The sequence below is a fragment of the SAR202 cluster bacterium genome (genome assembly GCA_009392515.1).
Classification (GTDB): Bacteria; Chloroflexota; Dehalococcoidia; order Lucifugimonadales; family UBA6952; genus UBA6952.
Window position 1 is genome coordinate 14,586 of the sequence record VFGE01000039.1, and the last position, 17,492, is coordinate 32,077.

18 protein-coding genes are annotated in these 17,492 nt (G+C 33.2%); 11 read left to right on the forward strand and 7 right to left on the reverse strand.

Translation table 11 applies throughout. From position 1 onward, the window contains the following. Positions 1-4: 4 nt before the first annotated feature. Positions 5-1,192, reverse strand: a complete 1,188-nt coding sequence (locus FI695_06175) for a pyridoxal phosphate-dependent aminotransferase (GenBank protein ID MQG51549.1) — start codon at positions 1,190-1,192, stop codon at positions 5-7. A gap of 159 nt (positions 1,193-1,351) precedes the next feature. Here FI695_06175 and FI695_06180 point away from each other — a divergent pair, with 159 nt between their 5' ends. From FI695_06180 to FI695_06210, 7 genes are read left to right on the forward strand one after another with little or no spacing between them, the layout of a single operon-like run. Beyond that, positions 1,352-2,665, forward strand: a complete 1,314-nt coding sequence (locus tag FI695_06180) for an adenylosuccinate synthase (GenBank protein ID MQG51550.1) — start codon at positions 1,352-1,354, stop codon at positions 2,663-2,665. 9 nt (positions 2,666-2,674) lie between these two features. After that, a complete protein-coding gene (locus tag FI695_06185; protein MQG51551.1) occupies positions 2,675-3,595 on the forward strand; it encodes a fumarylacetoacetate hydrolase family protein in 921 nt (306 codons plus the stop codon). Between the two features lie 25 nt (positions 3,596-3,620). Beyond that, the gene (locus FI695_06190) at positions 3,621-4,538 is read left to right on the forward strand and encodes a fumarylacetoacetate hydrolase family protein (protein MQG51552.1); all 918 of its coding nucleotides are present in this window, start codon (positions 3,621-3,623) and stop codon (positions 4,536-4,538) included. A 2-nt stretch (positions 4,539-4,540) separates the two neighbouring features. Next, positions 4,541-4,957, forward strand: a complete 417-nt coding sequence (locus tag FI695_06195) for a hypothetical protein (protein ID MQG51553.1) — start codon at positions 4,541-4,543, stop codon at positions 4,955-4,957. Beyond that, entirely contained in the window at positions 4,948-5,400 is a 453-nt protein-coding gene (locus FI695_06200; protein MQG51554.1) for a hypothetical protein, read from the forward strand. Before FI695_06195 ends, FI695_06200 begins: the two co-directional genes overlap by 10 nt. A 14-nt stretch (positions 5,401-5,414) precedes the next feature. Continuing rightward, positions 5,415-6,122: a PIG-L family deacetylase gene (locus FI695_06205; protein ID MQG51555.1), complete on the forward strand. Its 708-nt coding sequence runs from the start codon at positions 5,415-5,417 to the stop codon at positions 6,120-6,122. Between the two features lie 8 nt (positions 6,123-6,130). After that, on the forward strand, positions 6,131-6,832 hold the full coding sequence (locus FI695_06210; GenBank protein MQG51556.1) for an amino acid ABC transporter substrate-binding protein: 702 nt from the start codon (positions 6,131-6,133) through the stop codon (positions 6,830-6,832). 1 nt (position 6,833) lies between these two features. Here FI695_06210 and FI695_06215 read toward each other — a convergent pair whose 3' ends face one another. From FI695_06215 to FI695_06225, 3 genes are all read right to left on the reverse strand, one after another. Next, positions 6,834-7,070, reverse strand: a complete 237-nt coding sequence (locus tag FI695_06215) for a hypothetical protein (GenBank protein ID MQG51557.1) — start codon at positions 7,068-7,070, stop codon at positions 6,834-6,836. Between the two features lie 72 nt (positions 7,071-7,142). Further along, complete coding sequence (locus tag FI695_06220; protein ID MQG51558.1) at positions 7,143-7,811, reverse strand: hypothetical protein; 669 nt, start codon at positions 7,809-7,811, stop codon at positions 7,143-7,145. A gap of 13 nt (positions 7,812-7,824) precedes the next feature. Continuing rightward, a complete protein-coding gene (locus FI695_06225) occupies positions 7,825-8,739 on the reverse strand; it encodes a fumarylacetoacetate hydrolase family protein (protein ID MQG51559.1) in 915 nt (304 codons plus the stop codon). Positions 8,740-8,824: 85 nt separating this feature from the next. On the opposite strand from FI695_06225, the gene FI695_06230 reads away from it, so the two are divergent. Together FI695_06230 and FI695_06235 are read left to right on the forward strand one after the other, a co-directional pair. Next, positions 8,825-11,080 (forward strand): peptide ABC transporter substrate-binding protein, encoded by a 2,256-nt coding sequence (locus tag FI695_06230; GenBank protein ID MQG51560.1) that lies wholly within the window; start codon positions 8,825-8,827, stop codon positions 11,078-11,080. A gap of 82 nt (positions 11,081-11,162) precedes the next feature. Next, positions 11,163-12,521, forward strand: a complete 1,359-nt coding sequence (locus tag FI695_06235; protein MQG51561.1) for an MFS transporter — start codon at positions 11,163-11,165, stop codon at positions 12,519-12,521. A gap of 11 nt (positions 12,522-12,532) precedes the next feature. Here FI695_06235 and FI695_06240 read toward each other — a convergent pair whose 3' ends face one another. After that, positions 12,533-13,846 (reverse strand): replication-associated recombination protein A, encoded by a 1,314-nt coding sequence (locus FI695_06240; protein MQG51562.1) that lies wholly within the window; start codon positions 13,844-13,846, stop codon positions 12,533-12,535. 21 nt (positions 13,847-13,867) lie between these two features. Then, positions 13,868-15,505 (reverse strand): thiamine pyrophosphate-requiring protein, encoded by a 1,638-nt coding sequence (locus tag FI695_06245; protein ID MQG51563.1) that lies wholly within the window; start codon positions 15,503-15,505, stop codon positions 13,868-13,870. A 159-nt stretch (positions 15,506-15,664) separates the two neighbouring features. Here FI695_06245 and rpiB point away from each other — a divergent pair, with 159 nt between their 5' ends. Next, complete coding sequence (gene rpiB / locus FI695_06250; GenBank protein MQG51564.1) at positions 15,665-16,114, forward strand: ribose 5-phosphate isomerase B; 450 nt, start codon at positions 15,665-15,667, stop codon at positions 16,112-16,114. Between the two features lie 2 nt (positions 16,115-16,116). Further along, entirely contained in the window at positions 16,117-16,446 is a 330-nt protein-coding gene (locus tag FI695_06255; GenBank protein MQG51565.1) for a multidrug efflux SMR transporter, read from the forward strand. 6 nt (positions 16,447-16,452) lie between these two features. Here FI695_06255 and FI695_06260 read toward each other — a convergent pair whose 3' ends face one another. Further along, positions 16,453-17,409 carry an ROK family protein gene (locus FI695_06260; protein ID MQG51566.1) on the reverse strand — a complete coding sequence of 319 codons (957 nt, stop codon included), beginning with the start codon at positions 17,407-17,409 and terminating at the stop codon, positions 16,453-16,455. Between the last annotated feature and the right edge of the window lie 83 nt (positions 17,410-17,492).

Below are 17,492 nucleotides of genomic sequence, written 5' to 3' on the forward strand. Positions count from 1 at the left end.
AATTTTATTTTATAGCTTTTTGAAATGCTGCTTCAAAACCAGGTATTGATCCTTCTAATTCATCCTGAGTTACGCAGTATGAGATCCTGAAATATCCTTGCTTGCCAAAAGCCGACCCAGGTACTACTAGGACATTTTGTTCTTTTAATAATTGGATAAAATCTCTATCATTTATTAAAGGCGATTTAGGGAACATATAAAATGCACCCTCAGGCTTTTTTACTTCATATCCTATGTTAGATAATGCATTGAATAAAAAATCCCTTTTTTGAGTATACCCTGTTATATCTACTGTGATATTTTGTAAATCCCCAACAATATTTTGCATTAATGCTGGTGCATTAACAAAACCAAGTGTTCGGTTACAAAAAATCATACCATCAATTAGGGTTTCTGCATCTTTTAATAGAGGATTAACCGCTATATACCCAATGCGCTCTCCAGGTAAACCCAGATCTTTTGCATGTGACGTTGCAACTATTGTTCGATCATGAAATTTATATAAAAAAGGATATTCTTTGTCGTCATAAATTATTTTTCTATAAGGTTCGTCGCTAATAATAAATATATTAATATTTAATTCTTTTTCCTTTTCATGTATGACATTAACAATATCCTGTATAACTTCAGGAGGATAAATTACTCCAGTTGGGTTGTTTGGAGAATTAATAATTATTGCCTTAGTATTTTGTGTAATAGTTTTTTTAAGTTCATTAATATTTGGATAAAAATTATCATCACAATCTACTATAAATGATTCTCCATTATGATTATCAATATAAAAACGGTATTCTACAAAATAGGGATTAAGAATAATAACATTGTCTCCATCATTTAATAATGTTTTTAAGACAACATTGAGAGCACCTGCTGCGCCACAAGCCATAATTATATTGTTTTCTGAAAATTCTAATTTAGTTTCTTTGCTCAAGTTGTCGGCAATTGATTTCCTTGTAAATTGATAACCGGAATTAGGCATGTATCTATGAATTCCATTAGGGCGTGTATGAACTATATTTTGAAGCGCAGAGTAAAATTCATCAGGAGGCTCAATTATTGGATTTCCTAAAGAAAGATCAAATACATTTTCGGCGCCATATTTTTGCTTCATGATAGCACCCTCCTCAAACATCTTTCGGATTTCTGAACCTTGTTCAAGAAAGCTATTAATCTTTTTAGAAACGTATCCCATAAGCACCTGTAATTTTAGTTATTAAAGAAATTTATCATTAAAAAGATTACTAATCAACCTTTCCTATAATTACATCAATAGTATGTACTTTAATTAATTTGTCTCCTCTGATATACTCTCCAAGCGTCTATAAATTTCAACTCAAATGATAGGAGACCTATGCCCGGAATTGCAGTTATCGGAGGCCAATGGGGTGACGAAGGTAAAGGAAAGATTATTGATTATCTAGCTGAGAAAACTCAATATGTTGTTAGATATTCTGGTGGTAATAATGCCGGCCATACAGTAATTAATTCTGAAGGAGAATTCGCTTTAAATTTAATTCCATCTGGCATCTTTTGGCAAAATGTAACTCCAGTAATCGGTAACGGTTTAGTTGTGGACCCAGAGGTCGTAACTCAAGAAATATTTGGACTTCAAGATAGAGGTATAAATACTGAAAAATTGATTATTAGTGATCGAAGTCACGCAATAATGCCTTATCATATTTTATTGGATCAACTTGAAGAGCAATCAAAGGGTAATAACGCTATTGGAACAACAGGAAAAGGAGTTGGCCCAGCCTATGTAGATAAAATTTCCCGTATAGGAATTCGTATAGGAGAATTAGCTAATTTGTATAATGATCCATCTTCTTTAGATAGTTTTGTTATAAAATTAACAAATATCCTAACAATTAAAAATAATATTATTACTAAAATATATAATTCCGATCCTATAGAATTAGAACCTTTGTTAGAACAATGTAAAATATGGGGCGAAAGATTATCGACATATGTATTTCAAACTGATCATATATTGCATGATGCCCTAGAACGTGGCGAAAACGTATTGTTCGAGGGGGCACAAGGAGCATTGTTAGATATCGATCATGGTACTTATCCTTTTGTAACATCATCTTCTCCAACTATTGGGGGAGTGTTTACAGGTACCGGAGTGCCATATACTGCTATCGATGAAGTTGTTGGTGTTTTCAAAGCCTACACTACGAGAGTAGGTTCTGGACCAATGGTAACTGAACTACATGATACAGTTGGAGAACATATTCGAGAAAAAGCAAAAGAATATGGGACTACTACAGGGAGAGCGAGAAGAGTTGGATGGTTTGATGCTGTTGCTGCCAGATTTTCAGCACATATTAATGGTTTTACATCGATTGTTTTAACCAGATTAGATGTTTTAGATGGATTTGATGAATTAAAGATTTGCAATAAATATCAATTTGGTGATAAAACTATTTCAGATTTCCCTACAGACAATTCAACATTAAATAGATGTCAACCGATCTACGAAACATTACCAGGGTGGTCTGATCCGACGGCATCTATGACTGGTTTGGATAACTTTCCAATCAATGCTTTGGAGTATGTGAAAACTCTAGAAAAATATATTGGGGTACCGATAAAAATAATTTCCACCGGTCCTCAAAGAGAAGAAACTGTATTAGTAGAAAGTTTTGTGAATGAAATTTAAGGAGGCTATATGAAACTATTATTATTTGATGATTATCAATTAGGTGTATTGAATAAAGATGGAAATGTTGTAAATGTATCTCAAGAAATTGAAAACTTTGAAAAAATGCCTCCAAATTTGCGAGTTGTTGAAGTCATAAATAATTGGTCTAAATACCAATCTAAATTTAATGATTGTATTGAAAAAAATGCTGGTACGGATTTATCTGGGCATAAAATTCGACCCCCTTTACCTAAGCCTGGGAAAATGGTTTGTATGGCAGTAAATTATATGGAAAATGGCACTAGGAGTGAACCTGCCCCTATAAATGCTTTCCTCAAGTCTCCAAATTCAGTTATTGGGGATGGCGATACTATTGAAATGTCAGAACAAGATGCCATTGTTTTTGAGCATGAAGCAGAATTAGCAATGATTATTGGCAAAGAAGCAAAAAATGCCAAACAAGACGACTGGAGAGATTATATATTTGGTTATATGAATTTTATCGATGTGTCTTCGCGAGGCTTAGGAGCCCCACCTATGGACAGTTTTTTTGCTATGAAATCACCTAATACTTCTGCTCCTATGGGACCATTTATTGTTACCGCCGACGAGATTCCAGACCCATTGAATTTGGATGTCAAGTTATGGGTAAATGGGAAATTGCGACAAGATTACCATACGAGTGATATGGCGCATAAAATACCTCGTTGTATTGAATGGACTTCATCAATTACTAAATTAAACCCAGGGGATATTGTTCCTACAGGAACTAATCATAGAGGATTAGGTCCTATTCATGACGGGGATAAAATCGAAATGGAAATTGAAAATATGGGGAAACTTACTGTATTCGTTAAAGATTCTTTAAAACGCCAATGGGCGGACGAAACAAGGCTTGAGCGACAAGAAAGAGGAGAACAGGAGACTATGGCTCCCCGAATTAAGTAAATATATAACATATGGAGTTTATCTTATGAAATTATTATTGTTTGATCGTGATAAATTAGGTGTTTATAAAGGTGAAAATGTAGTTGATGTATCTGATGCTGTGAAAGGAAATACATATTTTTCCCCACAAGAAATCATGAATGATGTTATTGCTAATTTTAGTACTTATAAACCAAAATTACAGGAAATTGTTAATTCCGATGATGGGGTCCCTGCTAGTTCGCTAAGAATTAGTGCTCCTCTTCCCTATCCCAACCAATTAATTGCAATGGCAGTTAATTATATGGAATTTGGAGCAAGATCAGCACCAGCACCAATTAATGCTTTTTTGAAGTCTCCTGATTCAGTAATCGGAGATGGAGATACTGTTCAATTACCATCTGCAGATGCTGCAATATTTCATCATGAAGCAGAATTAGGCTTGGTTATTGGTAAAAGAGGATTTAAAATTGAAGCTAAAGATGCATATGACTATATATTTGGATATGTTAATTTTATCGATGTTTCTGCAAGAGGTTTAGGAAATGGTAGTTTTTATTGGGGGAAATCATGGGATACATTCGGTCCGATGGGACCTTGTATCACTACAGCAGATGAAATTTCTGATCCACAAAATCTTGATATAAAATTATGGGTGAATGATGTTTTAAGGCAAGACTTCAATTCCAATGATATGGGCCATAACATTGCAAGATGTATAGAATGGGTTTCCCAAACAACTGTTTTGGAACCTGGTGATATTATTGTTACAGGCACTAACCACCAAGGATTAGGTGCTATTCAAGATGGGGATAAAATTGAAATAGAAATTGAAAATTTAAATCGTTTAACTGTTCATGTTAAAGATGATCTCAAACGTGAATGGCCTAAAGGAATAGATCAAGCTACTGCTGATCGAGCTGCCGGTAGAACCACTACAGGTGGATTTGGTGAAAGGAGTTAAATATGGTTGCTGAAGAAGGTAAAGTATTATTAGATTGGGATGCCCTTGAAATTGGTGAAACTTTTCCTGTATATGAATATATGATTCAACAGGATAATATTGATCAATTCCGAAAAGGCGTAATGGATACAGAAGCATCTTTTCCTACAATTTCTCACAAGGTAGATGTGAGACAGTACGATAAAAAGTATACAGATAATGGATCAGTTAACGCTAGATGCTCATTTTTTTGTTATAATGCCCCAATTCCTGGAAAACGTTTATATGTTACTGCATGGATAGCCGATAAGTATTTAAAACGAGGGAAAAATTATATCGTGACTGAAGCTGTTACTACTGACGAAGATGGGAGATTAATTGATCGAGTTATAACTCATGAAATGAAACAACCTGGGGAAGTAGGTAAAAAATGGGGATAGAATATAGAACTTATAATTTAGGAGATGAAATTACGCCATTGGTTAAAACCATGTCTCAAGAAGCCATAAATGACTTTGAAGGCAGTGCAGGTGTTAAACATCCAACACAATTTACTGATACCGAATTTGCACAAGAAAGATTAGGGACAGCTGGAACAATAGCTTCAGGAAGAATGTCTGTAACCTTTTGCCTAGAATTAATGCGTCGTAATTTTGGTGCCGATTCATTTAATCGCACTGGTATGGTGGATTTACGAAACTTACGCCCTGTGCGTCCTGGAAATACTATTACCTTCACAGGTAAAATCATTGATATCTCTCGTGAAGCTAATGGTAATAAAATAACTGTTGAAATTAATGCAACAAATGATGAAGGCAACCTTACTGGCGTTGGTAAAGGTAGTGTAATTGTCCCTAGTGGCTATTTTGCTCCAGAAGAATAATAAAGGAGAATTCAATGCTTGAACCCTTAGGTAAATACGAAACAGCAATGGTTGTAACCGCTCATCCAGATGATGCAGAATTTGGTTGTTCAGGTACTGTTGCCAGATGGATTTCTGAAGGTACACAAGTTGTATATGTATTAGTAACTGATGGTAGTAAAGGAACTGAAGATAGATCTATTTCTCCGGAACAACTTGCAGAAATTAGAAGAAATGAGCAAATAGAAGCAGGTAAGATATTAGGGCTGAAAGATGTCGTATTTCTTGACTATCCTGATGGCTACTTAGAACCTACATTAGATGTAAGAAGAGATATATCTAAACAAATTCGTATTCATAAACCTCAAATACTAATAACTACCAATCCTAATAGAACATTAACTGGTGAAAATTACATTGGGCATCCAGATCATTTTGCTGCTGGTGAGGCAGCATTATCAGCTGTCTACCCATCTGCAAGAGATCACTTAACATTTCCAGAGCTTGATCAAGAAGGATTCGAACCGCACAAGGTGAGAGAAGTATTGATTATTGGTCATGACGACCCTAATATTTGGTTCGATATTACTGATTCTATAGATACAGCTGAAAAAGGACTACTTGCCCATAAAAGTCAATTAGGCCAAGAAGCTGCTGATAGAACCAGAGAACGTAAGAGTGAAATTGGTAAGCTTTATGGGGTAAAATATGCGGAACATTTTAAAGGATTTGTTATTCGTTAATATTTACTATGCCAAAAAATAATATGACCTTGAATTATTCTAATATTGATACGCTACATCCTGAAATATTAACTATTGGTACATATACCGAATTTGCTCCGTTTTCTTATGAAGTAAATAGGGAAATCCTCGGTACAGATATTGCTTTTCTAAATAAATTTGCAAATCATATTGGATATCGAACTAATATTGTTACAATGAACTTTTCTGAATTATGGCAAGCCCCTAATCAAAATCAATGTGACATTGCAGCAGCTGGTATAATGGCTAGAAATGACCGGAATATAGGTAATTATGCTAAATGGAGTAACTCCTATATGATAGTTTGCAGATCGTTGTTGATAAAAACACAAGATATTGAGGACTTCTCTATCCCAAACGGTTTTCTAGGAAAAAAAATTGTAGTTACCCCGGATTCAACAGCTCATATTGATGCTATTGATCGATATAAACCATTGGGTGCAAAGATTATTCCTTTTGTTGAATCTCAAGAAAAAGTGGTATTGGATCTTTTAAATAGTAAAATAGACGCTTTTGCAGAAGGTAATATAAGTAACGATTTTTTAAAAAATAATTATGGTAATACCTTATTATCATTATATGATTTACATGAGATGGATGTAAAAGAAACATTAAATTTTGTAGTTCGCACTTACAACAATAATTTAATTGATTATTTAAACGATTTTATTGCGTCAAACCCGTACTAATTTATAAAGCATACATTTTGTCTTTAGCAATATCCTCATAATTTTCCCGTCTCCATCTGTATGGTAATTCAATTATAGTCCCTGGCTTGTCACTAGAAACCAAAACATTTAGTGCGTCTTGAGCGATTACTTTTTGCTGGGCTTTATTATTTGGCTCTCCCATGGGTCGTCCAAAGGGAAATTTAACATGCAGTGTACGCGGAGGTTTAACAACATCAGCCATTTCTTTATACATCATAATAATTACAGTAGGAATCCCTACTGATTCAATTGCTCTAGCTATAAGTCCACCTGACCTATTACATACTGGTCAAGTGGAGGTTAAAACTACAGCATCAATGCTATCTTTTTTAAGTTTTTCAGCTACTTCTTTAGCGGTTGTTTCAGATAATAAATCAGGTTTTTGAATAAATCCCATAAATGAATAATTCGTATTTGCTAAACTTCCAATTATTCCATCCTTTTCGAGTTCTTTAAATGTATCTAGGGGGAATACACAATTAACATCTTGTTTAGGTCCGGAAATGTCATAATGAATATGACTGACATTTAAAGTATTTGAAGGAACAGAGCTATCTATTGCTCGGTAGGACCAGTCTCCTAATTTTTCTGGACCATCGGTTTCAAATGCTTTTTGTTCAGGTGTAAAAAAACCACCAGTGGTTACCAATGCAATTTTTGATTGATTAATTGGTTTTCCGAGATTTGCCCAGGGTATTCTATCTTGAATTTTAGATCTTGTGTGTGGTCCTTGCCAAAATTGTGTTGCCTTTGATTCCCATATCTCAAGTGTATCATTGAGGATATCTAGATCATTTTTCTTTCTACTATTTACAGAAGCATTATAGAGGTCTGATAAAAATTCAGAAATAATCTTTTCGTCATCTAGCCATCCCAAATATTTTAATTTGCCAAATTCGGCATCAGCATTTGGTGGATTTAGAATATTTTTTACTTTTTTTAAGAAATCTTCTTGCATGTTAAATTGCCCTTTAGGTTAAATGTCCTCTGTATGTTGTATTTTCTCCCAGATATACGCTTCTTTCCCATATTCGTTTTAATGGGTCAATAATATTTACTTTAAGAGTTCCTATAGAATCAATCGTGAGTTCTAGAACATCTTTATCTTGCACTGGGCCTAAACCTTCATGATTAGTGCCACAACTAAGTAAATCTCCAGAGTTTAATGTCATAATATTTGTTGCAAATTCTATAAGTTCAGGTACTCGGTGTTCCATATCATCTGTATTATATCTATGCATTATTTCATTATTATTTTTTAGTTCAACATTTAAATTATTAGGGTCAATTATTTCATCTTTTGTTACAATACATGGGCCTAGAGGTCCAAATGTGTCAAAGGATTTCCCCATCCAACTGCCAGATCTCCAAGTGCTTCTACCTTCACCTCTTCCTGAGACATCTATAAAACAGGTGTAGCCAAAAATTGCATCAAGATGATTTGCTTGTGTAATATCTTTTGCAGGGCCTTTGATGACAATAGCCAATTCAGCTTCATGATGAAAAACATAAGGGCTTGTGTTGTTTGGTAAAAAGACTGTCTCATTTGGACCAATAATAGTTTCAGGAGATTTTAAAAACATATTTAAAGGCCGAGCGTCCCTTTGTGCATGTTCCCAATAGTTACCTATACAACAGAGTATTTTGCTAGGACGAGGTAAAGGTGGTAGTAATTTTATATTTTCAAATGAGATAGAGGCCTTGGCTTCTACTAATGTAGATATTAGTTCATTTTTCGATTCATAATTATCAATAAGATTCACTATCATATCTTGGCCAGAAATATCTTCAGTATGATAAAGACTGGATATATCCGTTACTCCATTTTTAGTCATAACACCTGGATGTATTTTATTGTCATTAGTTTTAAACAGTACTATCTTCATAATTTGCCCTGATTGGTAATTCGTTAGATAATTATATATAAGAATTAATATTCTTTTGATTATATCACCTTGAATTTTATCGTGTATGAAAATTAATTATATTTTATTTATAATAGCGTTTCTTTTAACTACCTTAGCCTGTAGTAGATTTGATTTGCCTAGAATTCAGGAAGACAAATCAGTTCCTCCAGAAACTTTCACGTTAACTCCTACCCCTACCCCTAATAAAGAGAACAACAACAATACTAGTGCTGAAGATAACCTAAGTAGTTCCAAAGATACAAATTCGAATATTGTATCTGGTGATAATGATTTAAAAGAACAATTTGTACCTGTACTTGATGATCTTTATATAGATGATCTTTTTGGTTTTTCTATTAAATATCCTTCAAGTTGGATAGTAGATTCTACTAAAAGTGTTCCTTCCATCGCAGAAATAAAATTAACGCCAGATAATATAATAGGTGATATTTATCTTTTATATACTGATGGGAATTTATCTAATGTCGATATCGTTGACCAATTTATAAGCCCTATCAAACAGCAATCAGATTTTACTATTCTTTCAGAAACGAACCTTACATTGGTTAATGGTAATCAAGCCTATCAAATACAATATCAGTGGAAAGATAGTAATTCTATAAAAAACGGATTTGTTCAATCTGTTACAGATAAAATTAAAAATTATATAATCATATTTGAAATTGATTCATTAATATATGAGAATAATTTACCAACTATTCAATTACTTGCTAATTCTTTTCAACCAATTGAACCTCAACCATACAATATACCACGTTATGAAAGCCTGGTTTTACATCTAGATTCTGGACCAGTTAGCTTAGATCCTGCATTTGCTACTGGAGCTAAATCAATTCAATATATTCAACAAATCTTTAGTGGTCTAACTGGTTTTGATAAAGATGGATATTTACAACCGGATATTGCTGATAGTTGGTTGATATCAGATGATGCACAAACCTATACATTTACTATTAAAGACAATGCTAGATACCATTCAGGACGTAAAGTTACAAGTATTGATATTCAATATTCTTGGGAACGAGCTTTAAAGTCCCAAAATAAAAAAAATGTACTTAACTACTTAGGAGATATATTAGGAGCCAGAGAATTCAGTAGTGGAGATATAGATAATTTAAAAGGTTTTAATATAATTGATGATAGCAAATTCGAAATCAAATTGGTTTCTCCAACTCCTTATTTTATTTCAAAACTTTCACATTCACATACATTTTTGGTTGATTCGGAACAACTTGCTAGATACAGCGAGAATAATAGAGCTTGGGAAGCAAATCCTATCGGTACAGGTCCATTTGTAATGGGGGATTGGTTGCCTGGCGTTATTATGTATTTATTCCCATATCCAGACTATCATCTCAATAAACCTGAAATTGATAGTCTGATTTTTCGATTATATGGTGGAAAGCCAGCTCTAATGTATCAATCTGGTGAAATAGATGCAACTACACTTTTTTCTGATGAAGTTATTGATATATATAACTCTGATTTAATTTTTGGTGGTTCTCCAGTTAAAGAACAAAATCTAATTAAATCTACTGAAATGAGTACTTATTATATAGGATTTAATACTCAATCAATTCCTTTTGATGATATAAATGTCCGAAAGGCTTTTGCTCAAAGTAGCAATGTCGAAACAATTGTTACTAATTACTTTGAATCTGTCCACCAAAATGCATATGGGTTAATACCCCCACAAATGCCTGATTTTAATTCTAATTTGGATAATAATAATTATATTTATGATCCAGAATCAGCTTTGAATTATCTGTCAAACTCAAAGTATTACATAGATAAATCCTTGCCTGATATTTTTTATAATACACCAGGATACACTGCCCCTAATTCACTAATAAGTGAAATAATTAATACTTGGATTGATAACCTTGGTGTTAATATTACAACAAATGTTATACCTCCAGATCAATATTATTATTCTATTGATAAAGTGCCTTACGATATTTATGATTATGGGTGGATAGCAGATTATCCTGATCCACATAATTTTCTTTATTCATTATTTCATTCCAAATCTGGTAATAATGTTAGTAAATATAACAATCCTAATTATGATTCACTAATTGATCTAGCAACTATGGAAACTAACGAAGATAAAAGAATACAGTATTATATAGACGCTGAAGAAAGTCTTATTAATGATGCAATACTTATTCCTCTTTATCATGGAAGTACTTTCGCTTTGATAAAAGATCACGTTAGTGATATTAATTTTACTCCATACGGTATGTTGGATTTAAGAGATGTGAAGATATCAAATTTTAAAACAGTCTCATATAGATAGTTGCATATATTACTTTAGATGTGCTATTTTGATCAGGTGTCCTTTTTTATTTATGTCTATCAATTATTAATTGTGAAAAGAATTGAATACTATCTCCGCAGAAGAATCATATAAGCCAAGTCCCTTAAGATCATTTAAAACAAAAGGATTCCCCACATACTGGTTTGCGATGATGGCGCAAATGGCTGGATTAAATATGCAGATGGTTTCTCGAGCATGGTTAATATATGAACTCTCGGCATCTTATACAATTTTAGGAGCTATGACTGTTGCTCACGCCCTTCCAATGTTATTTACTTCGATGTTTGGAGGAGTACTTGCAGATAGATTTCTAAAAAAACGACTCATGCAAAGTGGACAAGTTTTACTAGCCATTACCTCGCTTTTTGTAGCAGTTTGCCTTTCTCTGGATCTCATTAATCTCTCTACAGGTGCAGGAGTATCATATGTTATGATGGCTTCGGTTTTTCAAGGAACTATTATGGGTTTTACTATGCCTTCAAGGCAAGCAGTAATACCTGAAATTGTAGGTAGGGAAAATTTAACTAATGCTATTGCATTAAACCAATCAGGGATGAATTTAAATCGCCTAGCTGCACCGGGAGTTGCTGGATTAATGATTGCATTATTAGGTATTACAACTGTTTATTATTTTATGACTTTTCTATATATATTAGCTACTATAATTATTTCATTTCTCCCTATAACAAAAAGTTTAAACCCGCATGCTAAAGAAAAAAGTCCATTGAGAGATTTAATCAATGGCTTTAAATATATTTTTAATGAAACTGTTATCTTTTATTTATTATTAGCAACTTTATTCAGTGTTGTTCTTTCTATGCCGTATATGGGATTAATGCCTATATTTGCTAAAGATATACAAGTTGTAATTGCTTCAGATTTTGCTTGGATGAATTCGACCCTAATAATTAGTTCATTTAATTTACCTGAATTACTTACTTATTCCAGTTTTCGCCTTGGATGTTTAATGAGTATTTCGGGAATAGGTGCTTTGATTGGTTCTCTTATTGTAACCATTCTATCTGATAGCAATAGAGGAAAATTATTTATTTATAGTGTATTAGCTCTAGGTATTACTCTCACAATATTTTCATTCACAAGATCCTTTATTGTTGGATGTGTTTCCATGATGTTTGTTGGTTTTTTCCAATCCTTACGTTTGTCCCTGAGTAATGCTTTAGTACAAAGTTATGTGAGTGATGAATTCAGAGGTCGAGTGATGTCAGTTTATATGATGGAATTTGGAATGACTAGTTTTAGTACATTTCTTGTTGCTACTATGGCTGGTGTAATTGATACCACTAATGTTTTTGCTCCAGGGTTTGGAATTCAATTAACAATGGGAATTGCTGCAATTTTATTAATTCCAGGTGCGTTGATTTTCTGTTTTGGCAAAAGATCCCTGCTTAATTTAGGATAATATAACCTACATTATAAATTTCCCCATAACTTTTCAAATCTTTCTTTCAATGTTTTTTCGACTCCGTTTTCTTTTGGTACATAAAAACTCTTATTATTAATATTATTTGGGAAATTATCTTTTTTAATAAATCCATTTTTTGAATCATGGTCATAGGTATAACCTTCTCCAATGTGAAATTCCTTATCAACAGTTGTTTCAGCGTTGATTAAATGATTAGGTATTTCTGTTATTGGATTATTAGTTACTTCTTCATAGGCACTATCAATTGCTAAATAAGAAGAATTACTTTTTTCAGATAGTGCTAAGTAAATTGTTGCATTTGCTAAAGGGATCCTTGATTCTGGCATACCAAGTTTGTTTACACTTTCAAATGTGGAATTGGCAAGAACCATAGCATTAGGGTTCGCTAAGCCAATATCTTCAGATGCACTTATAACTAATCTCCGAGCAATAAATAAGGGGTCTTCTCCATTTTTTAACATTCTTGCCAAATAATATATAGCTGCATTTGGGTCTGACCCTCTTATCGATTTAATGAATGCAGATATAGTATTGTAATGATTATCATTTTTACGATCATAAAGCGCATTATTTGCTAGAAGATCTCGAATAATATTATTACTTAATGTTTTTTCTCCATTTTTATTAATGGTAGAATTGACTGCTAATTCAAAAGTATCTAAAGCTTTTCTTGCATCTCCAGATGAACCTGTTATTAAAGTATCCAAAACACTGTTGTCAATAATGATTTTTTCATCAGTCTTTAAATATTCTTGTGTGTTATCCAGTACTTTTTTCAGGATTTTATTCAATGTTAAATTATCATGAGGTTCAAACTTGAATATCTTTATCCTGGAAATCAAAGGATTAATAATCGAAAACCCAGGGTGTTCTGTAGTTGCTCCAATTAGAATAATTACCCCATTTTCAATTAACGGTAATAGTGAATCTTGTTGGCTTTTAGAAAATCTGTGTATTTCGTCTAAGAAGAGAATAGTTTTGGATAGATTTGGGTTCGATAAAATTTCATCGCTTACTTTTCTTATATCTGAGATCCCTGAAGATACTGCGGATAACGAGGTAAAATTCATATTTGTTTCTTCAGCAATTAATTTAGCAAGAGTTGTTTTGCCAGTACCTGGAGGGCCCCAAAATATCATAGATGGGATAGTTTTATTTTTGATAAGATTATTTAAGATTTTACCTTTGCCGAGTATGTGTTCTTGGCCTATAAAACTATCCAAACTATTTGGCCTGATTCTTGAAGATAATGGTGCTGATTGAACCAGATTATTTCTTATATTATGCTCAAATAATGACATATTAAGTTTAATTGGATTACTTTATCCTCTACACAACCTGTTTTCTTCTTTTGTCATAAACTCGAGTAATACTGGCTTACCTGTATTCATAACTTCTTGAGCTCGTTTAATTGATGGAATGATTTCAGACGGGTCTTCTACTCTTTCTCCATGTGCCCCTAATGCAGTTGCTAATTTAGCATACTCACCATATAGGTTGGTAAATCCAAAGTTTTCAGTTGCTTTTGGATAATTAACTGAATAACCACTTAATACATGATTATTGAAAACAATTAGAAGGACAGGAATTTTGTGGCGTACAGCAGTTTCAATATCCATACCACACATACCAATTGAAGCATCTCCCATTATTGCGGCGACAGTTTTATCTGGTGCAGCAAGTTTAGCTCCCATTGAAATACCTAGTGAATATCCTAATTGACTTGAATTGGCCCATCCCATATATGAACGAGGAGTTACAGTTTGATAGAAAGGAATTGTTTGATCTCTTGGATGACCTGATTCATGGGTTAATATGGTATTTGAACGGTCGACTGTATTCATAAAATCCCAAATAATACGATATGGGTTAATTGGGGCTTCATTAGATGTTAATAAAGGCATCCACTCATCTAACCATTCATCTTTAACTTTTTTAATTTCTTGTTCAATGTTTCCAGTACCTTTTCTAGCTTCTTCACCCGCTTGTTTTTTTAATTCTTCAATAAGTTGTGGCAATACCAGAGATAAGTCCCCCATCAAGGAATGATCTAATTGTTGTTCTTTATTTAAATCAATTTCATCTACATTCGCTTGGATTAATGTTTTTCCAGTAGGAACACCAATTGATGCTAAATTAGTTGTGAAACTACATCCTAATCCAAATATCAAATCAGATTTGTCCAAAAATACCTTAACAGCCTTTGTATAGGTATTTCCACCTGTTCCAAGTGATAATGGATGATCTTCAGGGAATCCGCTCTTGCCAGTATTACTGGTTAAAACAGGCGCATTTAATAATTCGGCAAATTCGATTAAATCTGAAGTGGCTTCAGCCCATAATATACCTGCCCCTGCGTAAAGGACAGGGTTTTTTGCTTTTAACAACATTTCGATTGTTTTGCGAATATCATTTGGGTCAGCAGCTGTCTTATTAAACTTTACCTTTTCATAATTAAGTTTTGAGTCGTCAAATTCACCTTGAGCAACATCTTGCGCTACTTCTAATAAAACTGGACGACCACGTCCTGATCTTAGATAAGTGAAGCCCCGTCTCATCATTTCTGGAATTCTATCAAGCTGATTAATTCTATCTGACCATTTAGTAACTGGTCTGTAGACTTCACTTGATCGAAAGTCTGGGGATTGTCCTAATCTTGCATTAGCCGTTCCACCTGGAATTACGAATATAGGGACCGATTCCGCGTAAGCATGCGCAACACCACTGAATGCATTTTCAATGCCAGGTCCTGTTTGAGTTACAACAATACCGTTTTTCTTTCCACTCATTGTTCTGGTATATCCATCTGCCATATTAACTGTAGCTCTTTCCGTTCGAGACATTATTGGCTCAATACCCAAACTTGCAGCGGCTTCTATAAGTGTGTTTGCGGGATAACAAAATAAATAATCCGTTTCTTCTTTTTTTAAGATATTTGCAATAGCTAATTCGCCCTTCATAATCCCTCCTATTTGGTGATTTTGTTCAGGTTACACATTTCTTCTATTTAACGTCAAGCAAAACATACTACTACCTCTCCTACTTATTGATCATTTTTGTTATACTTAGGCTTGTATTAATTTTTTTATTGTATTTTAAATAAAATCAATGGAGTTATTGTGAAAATTGCACTTGGTTCTGATCATGCAGGTTTTGAAATCAAAGAAGAAATTAAATCCTTTTTGACTTCTTTAAATATTGATTTTGTAGATTTAGGAGCTTCTGAATTTGATGCCCTGGATGACTACCCAGATTTTGCTAAAAATGTTGGATACTCCATTAGAAATGGTGAAGCAGAAAAAGGCATTATTGTATGCGGTAGTGGGGTTGGTGCTTCAATAACAGCAAATAAAATTAAAGGAGTTCGCGCCGGACTCTGCCATGATGGATATTCTGCTCATCAAGGTGTAGAACACGACGATATGAATGTCCTATGTATTGGTTCCAGAATTATAGGAATAGAGCTTATAAAAGAAATTATTATTTCTTTTATCAATGCAAAATTTTCTGGTGAAGAACGTCATTCAAGACGTTTGCAAAAATTACTTGATATAGAAGCTTCTGAATAGTTATGGCATATTTATATCTGGCAATAGCTATTGTTTTTGAGGTAGCAGGTACTGTAACACTAAAGGCCACAGAAGGTTTTTCAAAAATCATACCAAGTTTAATTGTAATCTTTTGTTATATTGTTAGTATATATCTAGTATCATTGACAATAAAAACTATACCAGTAGGGATTGCATATGCTATATGGACAAGTACAGGACTTTTGTTTGTAGTTTTAATTAGTGCTGTTGCGTACCGTCAAATTCCTGATATTCCTGCAATTTTAGGTATGACTTTTATAATTATGGGTGTTTCTATAATACAAATTTATTCTAAAATGATTAACAACTAAGTATTCTTATATAAGATTCCTGGCTACTATAGATGCTCCTACTAAAACCATATTTTCGTTTAACTTACCTTTTCTAATTTTGTTATGTTTATTCTCAGTAATCGATAGGTCTTTAAAATAATTGTCAATGTAGTTAACAATTTCAGGTATACCATCGATGACTCCTCCACCAATAACTACAGCTTCAGGATCAAATATATTAAAAAAATTAGTTATTGATATTGCTAATTTATTTGAAATTTCCTTAATAATATCCACGGCTTCTTCATTATTTTCATAATATGCCATAGAGACTGTTTCTGCACTGATTTGTTTATTTGTTTTTGCCGCTAATAAATTAAATACTGAATTCTTATCTATGGATGCAATATTTTTTGCTATTTTGCCAATAGCTTTGCCACCACAATAGGCCTCTAAACAACCTTTTCTACCACATTCACAAAGATTTCCATCTTCAACAATAATCGTGTGTCCGATTTCTCCGGCAAATCCCTGAGATCCTTGATATAAATTGTTGTTTAAAATTATACCACCACCAATTCCTGTACCTATAAATATTCCTAATGCATTTGTACAATCCTTAATTGCTCCATAGGCATGCTCTCCTATTACAGCAGCTGAACAGTCATTTATTATTGTTATAGGAATATTTATTTCTTTTTCTAATAATGATTTAAGGTCTACGTTTTTCCAATTGGTATTTGGGGAATGAATGATTAAGTTCGATTCTTCATCTATCCATCCTGCTGTACCAATCCCTATTTTTGCATATGATGTTGTATATTCATCTGGAATTTGAGTAAGGATATTATCAATAAAATATTGAATCCATTCAGACATTGAATTGAAATTATAATTAGGCTTTGAGACAGCCCATTTAACGTTGCCATCAAAATCTACAATGCCTAGTCGTATTTTGGTGCCACCGATATCTATACCAAGTACGTATTTATTATCCACAATTCATCCAGCTAAGTGATTAATTATATTAATTTCTTTCATCCAAAAAATTGTTTGAAATATTTTATAGAGATTATACATGATAT